Consider the following 13931-nt stretch of genomic DNA (forward strand, 5'->3'; position numbering starts at 1 on the left):
CATTCGCCGCGCGCGATGCGCGCCAGACAGTTCTGGCCGCCGCTGAGGGTGGCGCTGCGGCCTAGGGGTAGGGCGATCCATCCGGTTGCTAGTCATCGAATTCGTACCCTGCTGCCGTGGCGGTGGTGATGAGCGCGGCGATGGCATCGGAGTCGGTCACCGCGGGACGCATCAGGTCGGCCAGTGCCAGCAGCTGGTCACGGTCACCGTAGGCGGCGAATGTTCCTGCCTCTGGGTCGAATTCGAACGCATCTGACAGATCTGGGCGGTGGCTGCTGATCAGGTATTCGGCCACTCCAGTCCAGAAGTCGCCGTTGGGTGTATGGCCGTGCTCTTCCACGGCCGCGTCGACGGTCAGATCACCCGTGCTCAGCAGCAGCGCGACGGATGCAGGGTCTTCGTCGTCGAGGAAGAATGGGTTCACCTGTGAAACCTCTGATTCTCGTTGTGTGGGTTTACGGTTCGCCGCTGATGCGGGCGGCGAGTTCGCGCTTGAACGCTCTCTGGTAGTACGGGTTCACGTCGTCGCGGTCCAGCTGGAGCATCTGGTTGACCTGGTAGCCGAGCTTGTCGGTGCGCAGATCCGCATCGATCACCTCCAAAGTGGGGTGCCCCGCCAACACGGTGAAATCGTCGGGTTGCAGGGCGTCGCTTTGTACCCGCAGGTACCGCAGGGCAGGGGCGTGTGCGATCGGGGTGAGGTCATCGAGGCCTTTGAGTTTGGCGACTTCCACGACCATCAGATCATTGAGTGCGCCCAGATCGGGCAGTGCCCCAACGGGCAGGCTTTCCAGCCACAGGGTCACCAGGGACGTGCAGCCCCCGATCGGGGTCAAGTCGGTGACCTTCGTGCGATACATGTCCAGCGAGATGAGATGCGGCAGCCGGGTCAGGGCAGACAGGTCGTTGAGCCGCCCCATGGTGAAGTACACCAATCTTAACTGTGTTGACCCGGTGAGGAATTCAAGGTCGTCGCGCTTGGCGCTGGTCAAGCTCGCTGAGCGCAGACCAGGAATCTGGCCGAGGACATCAAGCTCCCGTGAGTGATCAGTGATCGACACACTCCGAAGCGCAGGTAGTTCGGTCAGCACCTCCAGCGATACCCGCCGCTTCGTCGGTCCCAGGTCCAGCGATTCCAACTGTCGTAGATGTCGCAAGCCCTCCACCGACTGGAGCGACATGCACTCCACCGTCAGATCGGTGAGCCATCCGAACTCGGCGAGAAAATCCAGGTCACGCAAGCCTTCGCCGAAGATATTGACGAATAACCCCAGATGCGGGTGCCGGGACATGTACTGCGCCAACAGCTGCCAGTCAGCGGCCGACGAGGCGTCGCCGGTATCTCGGATGATGATCCTGCGGAAATCCGGACGTTCGGGCAACTGATCCGTGGTCACCGGGCTCCACACAGTATGGGCAACCGGCGGCCGCGCCTTCGGGACTGCCGGACGTTGATCGGTACTCATCTCATTTCCCCGTCGTCGTGAGTTTCCCCGGTCGGCGATGCTACCGCCGACCGGGGAACGATCGCCGCTCTCGTTTGCCCTACGGATGGTTATGGTGCGACTTGCTCTTACGCCGTTTCGGCTTCTGTCTGCCCTTCGAGCTGCCTTCCTTATGGCCGGATGCCGACGAGCCGCTCGGGGAGCCCCGGTGGGATTCGTTGGCTTCGCGCGTTGTGAGCTAGATCACCGTTCGGTTCTGCCTCTGATTCCCGACTACACCTTGCACAGGCTCGTCATCGGCGACGGGTCCAACGGGTCGGTCTGCTGGACAGGGGATGTGGTCATGGGTGGTCTCTCACCGATGAAGGTGGTACCCGCACTGCGGGTGTTGTCCCCATCCGGGAACTGATGTCGATGACCGAACTATCACCCGGCCGACCCGGCGGGCCGGATACTCACCAGGACTGGGCGCCCTACTCCGACTTGGCGCAAGCGGCGGAGGCATATCTGCGCGATCCCGCGATCGCGTTGGAGGCGCTGTACCGGGTAATGGACCCGGCCGCGATCAAGGCATTCGTCATGGAACGCACACTCGAAGAAAAGGATTCGCGCGAATCGTTGTACCAAGAGGTCGCGGTGACCGACGGTCGGACGTTACTGCTGTGGATGGGTGACGACGAACTCACCGACGACGACGATCCTGAGCCCGGCGAACCCTTGCTGACGTCCACGCTGCGCTCGATTCCGTTGTCTGCGTTGACCGACCGCAATCTCAAGGTCGGGTATCGCGTCGATCACCGCGGTGGACGGTCACTGCACAGTGTCGAACTGCGGCTCGTGACCACGACGGCCGATTACACGCTGGCCAAGACCCCAGCGAGAACCGAGGCGTTCAGCGAGGAACTGGTGTTCAGCAAGTCTGTCACCGACGGCGGGCGAGCACAGATGGAACGGTTGATTCAATTCGGAAGGGTGCTGGCCGCGCATGGCTGACTGGGCATCACACAGGCATCTTCAGCAGGCGGTCATGCTCGGCATTCGCAATCCCGAAGCAGCGCTGAACAATCTGCGCCCTTTCCTCGACTTCGACGGCGCCTACTCATTCGTGCTCACGGAGCGCCCGACGTGGCAGGAGGTTGCGATCACTGACGGCCGGCGGCTGATCCTGTGGCACGGCTCGGACACTGAATGCGCCGGTCACGATGATCGATTGCCGCACCCGATGTTCCAGTCCTCGGTGCGGACCGTTCTGCTGTCGCGGCTCAGTGATCAGGCTTTGCACACCGATTACGACGTGCTACCTGACGGTTCTCACGAGCTGGTGTCGGTGCGCCTCCGCCTGTATACGCCGATAGTCAACAGCACAACCCGAACCACTCCTGAGGACAGCCAGCACTACGTCGAGTGCTACCTCTTCGACAAGAACGCAGACGATGGTCAGGAAGAAATGGGACGACTTCTCGAATTTGCGGCCGCACTGTCGATTTCGACCAGTGTGTAACGGACCGCCGGGCGCGACGGGGACCGACGCTGCCGATATCACCCGAGGAGCACAGGGGGTCAATGTGTTTCGTGACGTACCGAGGATTATCCGATGTTTCGCATCAGTGCCGGCACTGTTCTGGACCGCGATCACGGCTGCCGCCCGCAAGCCGGGAGAGCCGGCTGACCGGAGAAATCCAAATGATCCGGGACAGTACTTCGCGGACGATCCGTGGGTGGATTGAAACAGTTTTTGGCCACGGAAAGAGGAGACATGGCGGCACGAACGGCAACGAACAAGCTGCTGTGCGACATGATGATCGCACCCGACCGCGGCATCGTGGTAATTGAAGATGCTGGGGCGCAAGGGATTACTGGCATCTACATCCAGTCCGGCATCGACCCTGAACCTGCGCCGGTGCAACAGGCACTGCGGGTACAGACCATGAGCGCCGACGAGTGCGACGCCGTCGGACGGCAGCTTCGGGTTCGCGTGCTCTCCGGCTCGGACACTGGCGGATTGGGCGTCCGGGCCTTTGATGGCCACCTCAACATCGCCAGCGGACTGCTGGCCATCGGTGATCGCAGTAACCCCGACCGTCAATTGCTCGTCGGCCCATCGGGTGTGATCGGCGTCAGCGTGTTCGTGGGTAACGACATCGACGCCTCTTGTTGCAACGCTTCCGGTATCGGTTACCCACCATCAGGTCCCAGCGAGGTCACCTTGTTGCTGCACGGAGATTCCTGGCACACCTACACAGTGCGCAACACGGTTGACCGTTGGCAATTGCGATGTTAGATCGCCCCCGAAGCTCCGGGCAGTGTGCTATTCAAAGTCATGCTGCCGAAAATCTGTGCATTGCCCGCATCGGTACTGCTGGTGACGGCTCCGCTGGCGCACGCTGATCGTGCGGAACCGGTCCCGCTGTACGGGAGCTACGACACGTTTCTCGATCATTCGCGGCAGACGTTCAACGGCCGTCCCGACACCTCGGACCCGTCGACCCAGGCGGCCCTGTTCCGGACCGTGTGCGACGCCGGTGGTTGTATTGCGCACTGGCTGAGAATGACTGAGCTCAAAGAGAATCCGAACGCACCGGTGCTGTTCGACTACCGCTGGACGGGCGACCGCTGGGAGTCATCGGGAGACTATCCGTTCCACTGCGGCCCGAATGGTGCTGCGGTGACGGCATTCCGGTCCGATTTCCTGAAACCCGACGGCGACGGCAGTTTCTCCGGGGAGCGGACGTTCACCGTGGCCGCACCGGGCTGTCCGGGTGACGGGGCCGGGACCTACTGGCTGCCGTTCACGTTGACGCCGACGTAGCTGACCGTGCCGTCTCACGTGGTGGACCTACGGGGATGGATGAAAACCCCTTCTGCACGCACCGTCACGCCGTCAGACGTAGCGATATGGCCCACGGCAAAGGTTTTCACACCCTCGATGCGGTCGATATGGGCTGCGATCCGGACAGGTCCCAGCGCGGTGCCCTTCTCGTAGCGGATCGTCAGCGTTCCCGTGACTGCGGGTTGGCCGGGTTTGTGTGCTGTCGCACCCAAGACATGGTCGAGCAGCAAAGCGCAGATACCCCCATGAACCTGGCCACTGGGTCCTTCGTACGCCGCACCCAATGTGGTTTCGGCCCAAGCCGTTCCGTCATCGTCGTGATGAACGTCGAGCGGGGGAGCGAGCGCGTTACGCAATCCGATGACCGCGTTGCCCCAAGCGATGGACGACCCGCTGACCTCCTGTTGGACACCGAATGAGCCCGGCATCAGCGCACGGCCGAGTTCGTCTGTGGCAGCGTCGATTTTGGCGCGGACTGATTCGATGGTCGCGGCGTCACATTCGCTGCGAATCGTGAAGTCGACGAGTCGACGGACCGAGTCTGTGAGGGACGCGTAGAGCGCTTCGGGGACCTGAGGTGCGTTCGTCTCCCTCATGCGGGGCCCGCTCGCCGGTTCCCTCCGCGCACCGCGTGCCGCGAAGGCTGCGTGCACCCCTTGGTTCCCGAGTCCCATGTCGCTCCTTGTCTACTGATGACCTGGCAATCACTGTCGGTCGGCGTGGCGTCGTCGAGCAAGGCAAAATCCCGGTTGGCGGTCGAGGTGCGACGTCTTCAGAGGCCCGATTGTTAACCTGAGAGTGTGGGAGAACCCGAGACGTCAGACATACCTTCGCTGCCCGCGATCAACTGGGCCTTGCTGGGGATGCTGTCGTACGAGCGCGAGCTGTCGGGCTATGACATCCGCAAGTGGATCCACTGGAGCATGCGCTTCTTTTTCGGAAGCCCCGCCTACAGCCAGATTTACGCAGAGCTGAAGAAGCTGGAAAAGCTCGGGCTGCTGAGTTCGCGCGTGGAGGGAAAGGGCGCTCGTTACCGGCGACTCTACAAAATTACCGACAAAGGATTGGATGCGGTTTCCCGGTGGGCCAAGGAAGCACCGATCGAGCTGCCTACGCTGAAGCATCCAGCGATTCTGCGGGTGATGTTGGGCCATTTGAGCGATCCGGCCGCGCTCAAGAAGCTCTTGCACGAACACGTTGCTCAAATCGACCAGTTGCAGCGTGAAGCCGCCAGGGAAGCCAAGTGGTCCGGCGCTGATCCCACATGGGGTTACGCCAAACTGGCCTTGACCTGGGCCGACCGGTATTACACGTCTGAACGGGACCTTGCCCTGAACCTCATCAAGGATTTGGACGAGGCGGAGGCAACCCTGCCGAACACGAGCAAGGGCGGCGCCATCGCCTGGCCCGATCTCTCCTTCTGGTACGAGGTCGAACGTAGGGCGGCTGCCGAAGACGCCGCCGACTGACGTCGGGGCGTCTCACCGAGCCTGTGCGGCCAGTCTGTTCTGCGCAGCGTGCTGAGCGGCAATGTGGCCGAAAACCAGACCTTGTGCGATGGTGGCGCCGGCACCCGGATACGTGCGGCCGAAGGCGTTGGCGGCGGTGTTCCCGATCGCGTACAGACCGTCGATGACCGTGCCGTCCTCCCGCAGTACGCGCGCATGACCGTCGGCGAGCAGACCACCACAGGTACCGAGATCGCTGAGCACCATTTTCACGGCATAGAACGGACCACTCAGCAGCGGACGCAGATTGGGGTTCGGCGTGATCGTCGGGTCACCGTAGTAGCGGTCGTAGGCGCTCCGGCCGCGCCCGAAATCCGGGTCCTCACCCGTGAACGCGTTCTCGTTGAACCGGTCCACTGTCGCACGGAAGGTACCCGCCGGAACGTTGATCTGTGCGGCGAGATCGGTGAGATTGTCTGCCCGAAAAGCGATTCCGGCGTCATACCAGCGTCGGGGTATCGGCATCCGGGGAAACAGCTCCGCTGCGAATACGTAGCTGTTGCGGTACTGCTGATCGAAAACGATCCACATCGACTCAACCGGGGTGCCGGCAGCTTCAAGTTCCAGTACCCGCTGACCGAAGCTCATGTAGTCCGCCGATTCATTGGCGAAACGGCGGCCCGTCTGATCGACGATGAATGATCCGGGCAGCGAGCGTTCGGCCAGCATGACCGCAGGGGCCGCGCCGGGCAGCGGTGCCACTGCGGGGAACCACCACGATTGATCCATTGAGGCGATACCGGCGCCGACCTCCTGGCCTATCCGGATGGCGTCGCCTGTGTTGGATCGTGCTCCCAAGCTGAGATTGCGTCCGAGGGATTCGGACTGGAACTTCCACCGCATGTCCATGTCGTGGTCGAATCCGCCCGCGGCGAGCACCACGCCATGCCGGGCGGTGATCGTGAATACGGAATCCGCATGGACGACGGTCGCGGCGGTCACCCGACCATCGTCATCGGTGACGAGGCCGGTCAGCGAGGTGTCCAGCCAGATGGGAATGTCGGCGCGAATCGCGCCGGCGAACAGGCCGGCGGCCAGGCCCTGCCCGCCGGCGGCGTAGCGGCGACCCAGTGCGAGTCCGCCGAGTCCCTGCGCGAGGCGCTTGACGACCGTGGGCAACCCCTTGCGCGGCATCCGGCTCATCAGGTTCAACCAGCGGTAGTCGGCGCCCGTCGTCGGCATTGGAATGCTGACCTCCATCACTCCGGGACGCAGGTCAGCCAGGTACTCACCGAGAATCGAGGTATTCAACGGGCGGCATTCGCAGGTGCGGCCGGCGGCTGAACCGCCGGGTGCCTCGGGGTGGTAGTCGGAGTAGTCCTTCGCCCAGAACAGCTTCATCGGAGTGGTCCGGCGCAGCATGTCGACCGTCGCCGGCAGGTTGCGCAGATAAGCGGTCGAACGGTCCTGCGGAGCTGAATCACCAACGACCGCATCGAGATAGGTGCTCGCCCGCTGTGCGGTATCGACGCCGCCGCACTCTTCGATGACGGGGCTCGCGGGCAGCCACAGGGCGCCGCCGGAACGGGCCGTTGAACCACCGACGTAGGAGGACTTTTCGATCACGAGTACCGACAAGCCCTGTTCACGTGCGGCCAGTGCGGCGCCCAGGCCGGTGCCGGTCCCGACGACGAGAAGGTCGACTTCGGTATCAGCGATGGTCAGACCAGCGGGGATCGTGGTGTGCGTCGAGGCGGTCACGATCAATGACATTAAAACCGCAGAGACACATTTCTCGCCGGGAAATTCCTGTCAGCGGGAACGCCGATCTCGCGGCAAGCGGCGCGCACAGTTCAATGATGTTGTCAGGATGGCGATTTCAGATTGAAGGACGGACCGAACAATGACAGCCCAATCCGAAGCCGACGACATCCGGTTGATCGAAGCTGGTTCGGTGCCGACCAGGTTTGCCAGAGGCTGGCACTGCCTGGGTCTCATCCGTGATTTCGCGGACGGAAAACCGCACCAGATCAACGCTTTCGGGCAGAAGCTGGTGGTGTTCAGCGGCGAGGACGGCGCCATCAGCGTCCTGGACGGATACTGCCGGCACATGGGTGGCGACCTGTCCCAGGGCACGGTCAAGGGAAACGAGATCGCGTGCCCCTTCCACGATTGGCGCTGGGGTGGGGACGGCCGATGCAAGCTGGTTCCGTACGCCAAGCGCACACCGCGGCTGGCCCGCACCGCGGCTTGGCCCACATTGCAGCAAGACGGCATGCTGTTCGTGTGGAATGATCCCGAGCACAATGAGCCACCACAGGATGTGACCATCCCTCGCATCGAAGGCGCCACCAGCGATGGTTGGACCGACTGGCACTGGTACACCACGGTGGTGCACACCAACTGCCGCGAGATCATCGACAACGTGGTCGACATGGCGCACTTCTTCTACATCCATGGCTCGCTGCCCACCCACTTCAAGAACATCTTCGAAGGTCACGTCGCGACCCAATACATGAAAAGCGCGGGACGGCCGGATCTTGGCGATCCCGAGGAGGGCGCGACGATTCTGGGGACGACATCCCTGGCCGCCTACCACGGACCGTCATTCATGATCGATGAGCTGACCTACCACTACGAGGGTTTCGATCAGCACACTGTGTTGATCAACTGCCACTATCCGATCGACGAGAACTCCTTCGCGCTGCAATACGGCATCGTTGTGGAGAAGAATCCGTCCATGCCCGACGAGCTCGCCGTCGAAACAGCCATCGCACTGGGCGATTTCGTCAAGATGGGCTTCGAGCAGGACGTGGAGATCTGGCGCAGCAAGACTCGCATCGACAATCCGCTTCTCGTCGAAGAAGACGGGCCGGTGTACCAGTTGCGCCGTTGGTACGAGCAGTTCTATGTCGACGTCGCCGATGTCACGCGGGACATGGTTGACCGGTTCGAATTCGAGCTGGACACGACGCGGCCCCGGGAAGCGTGGATGAAAGAGGTCGAGGCGAATCTTGCTGCCCGGGCCGCGGCGTCCAGTCCTATCGGGTGATGACGGCACCGCACGACAACCGGCTCGACGACATGCCGATGGTGCCGGTGGATTGCCTGCGGTGCGGAGCTGCCGTACTGGTCCGCAAGAGCAGCTGGAGTCAGACCAGCGTGCAGTGGACCGGTACCGCTCTCGGCCGTTGTGAGGAGCGCTGCACGGTACAACAATTGGCGGCGTATGGAGATCGCAGCCTGTTCCTGGCGTGCTCGGCGCTCAGCGGAGCGATCGATGATGCCGTACGCGCGGGGACGCTTCCGGTCGTCGACGGCAGCTTCTCAGACTGATGAAATGGGCTGCGCCGTCAGTCACGGCGCAGCCCCACGGTTTCTAGCTGGACACCGTCACGTCCATGAGAGGGAGCCGCTCCATCGCGGTGGCCCGTGGATCCGGCGCAGCCGCCGCGGCCGCGTGGTTCTCTTCACCACGGGTGTAGGTCCACACGCAGAACGGCTCACCTTGGGCGAATTTGAAGTCCTTGGGTGGCAGGTTGATGGCCAGTTTGCAGCCAGGAAAGAACGGTGCCGAAATGCGTTGCTCGAAAGTGCAATTCATCCAGGCGCGCGCTGGCGGGTACAGGCCCTCGTCGGTGTACTTCTGCAGCACCTCGCAACGGCGCATGTTCAACACGACGTGGTCCGGGTTGTAGACGATGTATTCGCCCCCGTAGCCCAGGGTGCCGTCGATGCTCAACACCGCCAGTTTCAGGAAGTCCACCACATGCACCGGCTCGATCTTGAGGACCTTCGCCAGTTTCGGGTACTGGTAGTCGATGATGAGCTGGTACATGTCGGGCAGCCCCAGCCATACCTCCTCTTCGGGAATGATCTTCGTCCATTGGTCGATGAGGTAGTTGTGCCCCTTGAGGTACTGGTCCCAGTAGGTCTTGATCAGGCGGATCAGAGCCGGCTTCGTGAGATCCTCGGTCTGTACGTCGAACGGAATCGCTTGGTATTGCGCGTCTTTCCAGTCCCAACCGGGCGGAGCGATGAAGCGTCCCATGGGCATGACCTGACGCATGCCGGCCCGGGAGACCTGGGCGGTCACATCCATCGCGGCATTGATGCCGACCTTCTCCGAATAGATCTTCACGTGCGCATACGGCATGAAGTTCAGAACATCCTCGAACACGCGTGCCAGGCCGACCAGAAAGTCGCGGGAGAAGTCCTGGATGTTGCCGACCTTGCCCATGAAGTCGTGGGTGTAGTCGTCGTAATTCAATTCCTTGGTCTCCGTGGTGATTTCTTCAGATTCGGGGGTCATGTTTCCTCCTCGGTGGGCTGTGCCGGGTGAGCATCAATAGGCGCGGGACGGGTAGCGACCACTGTTTCGCGGCTGGCAACGCGGCGGGCATCCCGCTGTCAGATTCAGCATGCATGTCAGAATCTGACAGGTTCAACGGTAGTGTTCGGGAGACGTACGTCACTACCGGATTCCCTGTCATCGGGATACGGATTGCCGTGCCGGCGCCGCATTGCAAGGGAGACGAAATACTATGAGCCGCAACGCCGAAACCAGGAGGATGCATGCGGGCTGAGGGTAGGACGGCGACGCTGACGGAGCGCCGTGCCGAGGAGCTCCGACTGGATATCGCCATTGCCGCGCGTGACATCTTCCTCGCGGAGGGATCGACGTCGGCGACGGTCGAGCGCATCTGCCAGGCCGTCGGTATCGCGCCGCGGACTTTTCATCGGCATTTTCCGGTCAAAGAAGACGTCGTCATGCCGCTGTTCCGTCAGTTCGGCAGGCTCAGCGTCGAGGTATTGTCGGCCGCTCCGCCAGACGGTGATGTCGTGGACATCCTCGTGGACGCATTCAGTACCGAGGTGCCCAAACGTGGACAGGTGGAGTTCGACCGCACGTTCATGGCACTGGTGGTCGGTGCACCCCAGTATCGGCTGCGTTGGTTGGACTGGGGTCAAGAACTTGTCGGGCCGATCACCGAGTTTCTCGACACCCGGATCGGCCTGGACGATGATCCGATGACGCGGGAGTTACCGGCGCAGTTGATCATTCAGGCGTGCCGGCATGCCTATGTGCAGTGGGTCGAGCACGGTGACTTCGACCGCCTGCGATCGGTGCTGCGGACCGGGATGGGGATGGTTGTCGGGGCCTTGCCGGGCGCCGAACCGGGAAACTGATGGGTGCCTCGTCCGGTAGGGCCCCGCGGCACGCCGGTCCTGCGCAGCTTCCCGTGCGGAACCGGCGTGCTTTCTTGACATCGAGGCATCGTGCCCGAGGGAAAGTCGGGGGACTACGCGTGCGCGCCGCCGTCGACCCGGATTTCGGTGCCGGTGATGAATGCGCCGTCGTCGGAGGCCACCATGGCGATCACCGCGGCGACAGCACTCGGATCGCCGAGGATCGGGTTGTCCCGGCCGTGCAGTAGCGGCGTCTGCTTGGCCCACAATCCCAAGTCGTAGCCTTCGGGCATCTTCTCGAGTGTGGTGTTGGCCAACGCGGTAGAGACACCGCCTGGCTGGACGTTCACCGCACGCAGGCCCTGTTTCGAGTACTCCAGTGCCAGTGAGTGGGTGAAGCTCAGGACCGCGCCCTTGCTGGCGGCGTAGGCCGCCATGTAGGGGTGGGCGAAAGTCGCCGCGGTGGAGGTGAAGTTCACCACCACGCCACGGCCCGACTCCAGCAGGGCCGGGAGTGCCTGACGTGTCATCAGGAAGGTACCGGTGAGATTGACTGCGAGCGTCCGGTTCCAGTCCGCCAACGTGGTCTCGTGGGTATGCGAACAGGTCTGTATCGCCGCGACGTTGACGAGTACGTCGAGGCCACCCAACTCAGCCACCGCACCGTCGACGGCGGCGATGACTGCATTCTCGTCCGAGATGTCGAGTGTCGCGGTGGTCAGGCGCTTGGCGGTGCCGGCGTTTTCCGCAGCGTCGGCAGTGGTCGCCAGTCCGTCGGCGGCGATGTCGTAGGCCACCACGGTGGCGCCCTCATCGAGCAGCCGTGCGGTGGTGGCCGCGCCGATGCCGGACCCGGCCCCCGTCACGATGACGCGACGGTCGGTGAAACGATCCATTTTCCAGTGCCTTTCGCGGTCTATGCGAGTTGGAACGCGCTGACAGGCGCGTCTTCCGGGTACGTCGTCGGGGCACCCAAGTCGTAGGCCGCGTTGAGTGCGCCGATGAACGCGGCGTCGTGGAGGGGCTCGCTGGGGACGTCGAGTTTGATGCCCTTGCCTTTGAGGTCATCGACCATCATGCCGATGGCGCGTTCGATCGTGATGTCGTCGGAGCCATCCATGTTCTTCTTCAGTTCGTCGTAGTCCGAGAACACTTCGGCGGACCAGTGCACCAGGAACCTCAGCTCGTCGGTGTGGTGACTCCCGATGACATCGTCACCGTTCTTCAGCAACCATTGATCCCGGTCGGCCGGGTCGCCGGTGAACACGGTGTCGAAGGACAGGCCGGCGGGAACCTGCTGTGCCAGAGGCCCGTTGGCCTCGCCGCGATGCATCATCATCTCGTTCTGCACGACCACACCCCGGTTGTTGATCGGCGGCAGTACCCGTCCGGGCGCCTTGAGCGGTCCGTCGGGCCAGTACGTGAATCCTGATTGTTCATCGAGGGAGAACCAGGTGATGACCTGGGCCATCTTGATCAGGTAATCGGTGAACAGCCCTGATTTGCCCATCACGCTGCACAGCCAGGTGGGTGCGTTCTCGTAGCGCACACCACGGAAGCTCGGGGAGTCCAGATGACCGGGATCGCGGTTGGCGCATGGGCCATTGATGTTGAACAGCATTATCTGTGGCTTCGCGTACTGCGCGTTCCAGTAGCTCTTGGCGTGCTCGAGGAAGGCGCTGTGGTAGAAGCAGTCGTGCAGCTCGGGGTACAGGACGGCACCGTAATTGGCGAGATAGCCGCGGAACGTCGGAGTGAGAAACAGATCCAGGGACGGGGTGAACCCCTCTGGGAACGAACCGCTCATGGTCGCCATCAGCTCGTCCGCGGAGGCGAAGTGCTGCGCGATGATCAGCTTCCACGGGCCCTGGTCGTGCACAATGTCGAGCAGTCGCCGCCGCTGGTCGGGGGTGTAGACATCGGTGATCTCGCGCGGTGGCGCGGCGGGACGGAGGACGTCGGACAGCTCGCGTCGCCGCTCATCGGTCAGCATGGTGTTCTCCTTCGGTGGTGAGTGTGTCGACTGTCGACGTTGGGGCAGAAGCGCTTTGCATGAGGGATCCGTTGGTGGATCGGCCGGTGGCACCGGGATGGGCGAACTTTGCGCGCACCAGCGCACCGACTTCGGCCATGGCCAGCCGGCCGCGGGCGGTCGCGTCTGATCGCATCAAGAACCCGTGGTACATCCCGGGATAACGCGTGAGAGTGGTCTGTACTCCCGCCTCCCGTAACCGATTGGCGTAGCGCTCACCCCAGTCCCGGATGGGGTCGCACTCGCCGGTGACCACGATCGCCTGGGGCAGGCCGCTCAGATCGGTTGCGTAGGCCGGCACCTGATAGTGCGAATGCGGCCAATCGCCACTACGGTCGACCAGTTCGTGCATGTAGACGATGTCGTCGTGGCGCAGCATCGGTGCGTCGGGCATCGCGGTGATCGATGGTGCGCCCATGTCGCGATCCAGGCCGGGGTAGAGCAGGACCTGCAGGGTTATCTGCGGCCCGGCGTGGTCACGCGCCGCCAAAGCCACTGCGGCAGCCAGTGATCCACCGGCACTGTCGCCGACCACCCCCAGCCGTCCGGCGTCGATGTCGAGTTCGGACGCATTGGCGGCGATCCATTCCGTCGCTGCGTAGGCGTCGTCGAACTGCGCGGGTGGTGGTGACTCCGGTGCCAGGCGGTACTCGACGGCTGCGACGGCGACTCCGGTGGCGTGGGCCAGTTCTCTCGCCAACGGTTCGAACGAGTGGTTGGAGCCCATGACGAGCCCGCCGCCGTGGAAGTAGACCAGGACTGGGAGGCGTTCATCCGTGCTGGGCCGGTACAGGCGGACCGCCAGCGGGCCGGCAGGCCCCGGGGCCGTGAGGTTCTGTGTGCTGGCCATGGTCGGCATGTCAGGGAGCGGCGCGGATTCGATACCGGCGCGGACGGCCGGCAGGCCGCGGGTCCGCATCGGTGCGATGTCTCCGAAAGATGCGACCCGGACGGCGGCATCGTGATCGAGTTGTGGTGTAGGCATC

The 13931-nt window shown here is 63.0% G+C and carries 16 protein-coding genes; 8 read left to right on the plus strand and 8 right to left on the minus strand.

Translation table 11 applies throughout. The annotated features are described in order from the left end of the window. Nucleotides 1-88: 88 nt before the first annotated feature. The gene (locus ACJH7A_RS22645) at nucleotides 89-424 is read right to left on the minus strand and encodes an Imm51 family immunity protein (protein ID WP_212806458.1); all 336 of its coding nucleotides are present in this window, start codon (nucleotides 422-424) and stop codon (nucleotides 89-91) included. A 31-nt stretch (nucleotides 425-455) separates the two neighbouring features. Beyond that, entirely contained in the window at nucleotides 456-1397 is a 942-nt protein-coding gene (locus tag ACJH7A_RS22650; RefSeq protein ID WP_212806457.1) for a hypothetical protein, read from the minus strand. Nucleotides 1398-1859: 462 nt separating this feature from the next. On the opposite strand from ACJH7A_RS22650, the gene ACJH7A_RS22655 reads away from it, so the two are divergent. From ACJH7A_RS22655 to ACJH7A_RS22670, 4 genes are all read left to right on the plus strand, one after another. Beyond that, a complete protein-coding gene (locus tag ACJH7A_RS22655; protein ID WP_212806456.1) occupies nucleotides 1860-2438 on the plus strand; it encodes a hypothetical protein in 579 nt (192 codons plus the stop codon). Beyond that, nucleotides 2431-2946: a hypothetical protein gene (locus ACJH7A_RS22660; RefSeq protein ID WP_212806455.1), complete on the plus strand. Its 516-nt coding sequence runs from the start codon at nucleotides 2431-2433 to the stop codon at nucleotides 2944-2946. The genes ACJH7A_RS22655 and ACJH7A_RS22660 overlap by 8 nt, the downstream gene beginning before the upstream one ends. A gap of 213 nt (nucleotides 2947-3159) precedes the next feature. Next, nucleotides 3160-3726, plus strand: a complete 567-nt coding sequence (locus tag ACJH7A_RS22665) for a hypothetical protein (protein WP_406802748.1) — start codon at nucleotides 3160-3162, stop codon at nucleotides 3724-3726. 39 nt (nucleotides 3727-3765) lie between these two features. Beyond that, complete coding sequence (locus tag ACJH7A_RS22670) at nucleotides 3766-4254, plus strand: hypothetical protein (protein WP_212806453.1); 489 nt, start codon at nucleotides 3766-3768, stop codon at nucleotides 4252-4254. Between the two features lie 14 nt (nucleotides 4255-4268). On the opposite strand, the gene ACJH7A_RS22675 is transcribed toward ACJH7A_RS22670, so the two are convergent. Continuing rightward, nucleotides 4269-4871 (minus strand): PaaI family thioesterase, encoded by a 603-nt coding sequence (locus ACJH7A_RS22675; protein ID WP_020102778.1) that lies wholly within the window; start codon nucleotides 4869-4871, stop codon nucleotides 4269-4271. Nucleotides 4872-5075: 204 nt separating this feature from the next. On the opposite strand from ACJH7A_RS22675, the gene ACJH7A_RS22680 reads away from it, so the two are divergent. Further along, a complete protein-coding gene (locus ACJH7A_RS22680; RefSeq protein ID WP_406802749.1) occupies nucleotides 5076-5744 on the plus strand; it encodes a helix-turn-helix transcriptional regulator in 669 nt (222 codons plus the stop codon). A gap of 12 nt (nucleotides 5745-5756) precedes the next feature. Here the strand turns inward: ACJH7A_RS22680 and ACJH7A_RS22685 are convergent, their stop codons facing one another. Then, nucleotides 5757-7484, minus strand: coding sequence for a 3-ketosteroid-delta-1-dehydrogenase (locus tag ACJH7A_RS22685; RefSeq protein ID WP_406802750.1), 1728 nt, complete (start codon nucleotides 7482-7484; stop codon nucleotides 5757-5759). 142 nt (nucleotides 7485-7626) lie between these two features. Here ACJH7A_RS22685 and ACJH7A_RS22690 point away from each other — a divergent pair, with 142 nt between their 5' ends. Both ACJH7A_RS22690 and ACJH7A_RS22695 read left to right on the plus strand, forming a co-directional pair. Beyond that, nucleotides 7627-8775: a Rieske 2Fe-2S domain-containing protein gene (locus ACJH7A_RS22690; protein ID WP_406802751.1), complete on the plus strand. Its 1149-nt coding sequence runs from the start codon at nucleotides 7627-7629 to the stop codon at nucleotides 8773-8775. After that, nucleotides 8775-9059 carry a ferredoxin gene (locus ACJH7A_RS22695; RefSeq protein ID WP_406802752.1) on the plus strand — a complete coding sequence of 95 codons (285 nt, stop codon included), beginning with the start codon at nucleotides 8775-8777 and terminating at the stop codon, nucleotides 9057-9059. The genes ACJH7A_RS22690 and ACJH7A_RS22695 overlap by 1 nt, the downstream gene beginning before the upstream one ends. 43 nt (nucleotides 9060-9102) lie before the next feature. Here the strand turns inward: ACJH7A_RS22695 and ACJH7A_RS22700 are convergent, their stop codons facing one another. Then, nucleotides 9103-10035, minus strand: coding sequence for a hypothetical protein (locus tag ACJH7A_RS22700; RefSeq protein WP_053855897.1), 933 nt, complete (start codon nucleotides 10033-10035; stop codon nucleotides 9103-9105). A gap of 263 nt (nucleotides 10036-10298) precedes the next feature. Here ACJH7A_RS22700 and ACJH7A_RS22705 point away from each other — a divergent pair, with 263 nt between their 5' ends. Further along, nucleotides 10299-10913, plus strand: a complete 615-nt coding sequence (locus ACJH7A_RS22705; RefSeq protein WP_212806448.1) for a TetR/AcrR family transcriptional regulator — start codon at nucleotides 10299-10301, stop codon at nucleotides 10911-10913. 113 nt (nucleotides 10914-11026) lie between these two features. On the opposite strand, the gene ACJH7A_RS22710 is transcribed toward ACJH7A_RS22705, so the two are convergent. The 3 genes from ACJH7A_RS22710 to ACJH7A_RS22720 are packed head-to-tail and all read right to left on the minus strand — an operon-like array spanning nucleotide 11027 to nucleotide 13930. Continuing rightward, nucleotides 11027-11809, minus strand: coding sequence for an SDR family NAD(P)-dependent oxidoreductase (locus tag ACJH7A_RS22710; RefSeq protein WP_212806447.1), 783 nt, complete (start codon nucleotides 11807-11809; stop codon nucleotides 11027-11029). Between the two features lie 20 nt (nucleotides 11810-11829). Next, a complete protein-coding gene (locus ACJH7A_RS22715; protein WP_212806446.1) occupies nucleotides 11830-12906 on the minus strand; it encodes a hypothetical protein in 1077 nt (358 codons plus the stop codon). After that, nucleotides 12893-13930 (minus strand): alpha/beta hydrolase, encoded by a 1038-nt coding sequence (locus ACJH7A_RS22720; RefSeq protein WP_212806445.1) that lies wholly within the window; start codon nucleotides 13928-13930, stop codon nucleotides 12893-12895. The genes ACJH7A_RS22715 and ACJH7A_RS22720 overlap by 14 nt, the downstream gene beginning before the upstream one ends. Nucleotide 13931: the final 1 nt, after the last annotated feature.

The sequence above is a fragment of the Mycobacterium sp. SMC-17 genome, from assembly GCF_045310915.1.
GTDB lineage: Bacteria > Actinomycetota > Actinomycetes > Mycobacteriales > Mycobacteriaceae > Mycobacterium.

Coding starts and splice junctions, on each gene's coding strand:
- ACJH7A_RS22710 (WP_212806447.1), bottom strand. CDS start 11,809: ATGGATCGTTTCACCGACCGTCGCGTCATCGTGACGGGGGCCGGGTCC.
- ACJH7A_RS22715 (WP_212806446.1), bottom strand. CDS start 12,906: ATGCTGACCGATGAGCGGCGACGCGAGCTGTCCGACGTCCTCCGTCCC.
- ACJH7A_RS22675 (WP_020102778.1), bottom strand. CDS start 4,871: ATGAGGGAGACGAACGCACCTCAGGTCCCCGAAGCGCTCTACGCGTCC.
- ACJH7A_RS22670 (WP_212806453.1), top strand. CDS start 3,766: ATGCTGCCGAAAATCTGTGCATTGCCCGCATCGGTACTGCTGGTGACG.
- ACJH7A_RS22705 (WP_212806448.1), top strand. CDS start 10,299: ATGCGGGCTGAGGGTAGGACGGCGACGCTGACGGAGCGCCGTGCCGAG.
- ACJH7A_RS22690 (WP_406802751.1), top strand. CDS start 7,627: ATGACAGCCCAATCCGAAGCCGACGACATCCGGTTGATCGAAGCTGGT.
- ACJH7A_RS22720 (WP_212806445.1), bottom strand. CDS start 13,930: ATGCCTACACCACAACTCGATCACGATGCCGCCGTCCGGGTCGCATCT.
- ACJH7A_RS22700 (WP_053855897.1), bottom strand. CDS start 10,035: ATGACCCCCGAATCTGAAGAAATCACCACGGAGACCAAGGAATTGAAT.
- ACJH7A_RS22655 (WP_212806456.1), top strand. CDS start 1,860: ATGACCGAACTATCACCCGGCCGACCCGGCGGGCCGGATACTCACCAG.
- ACJH7A_RS22695 (WP_406802752.1), top strand. CDS start 8,775: ATGACGGCACCGCACGACAACCGGCTCGACGACATGCCGATGGTGCCG.
- ACJH7A_RS22660 (WP_212806455.1), top strand. CDS start 2,431: ATGGCTGACTGGGCATCACACAGGCATCTTCAGCAGGCGGTCATGCTC.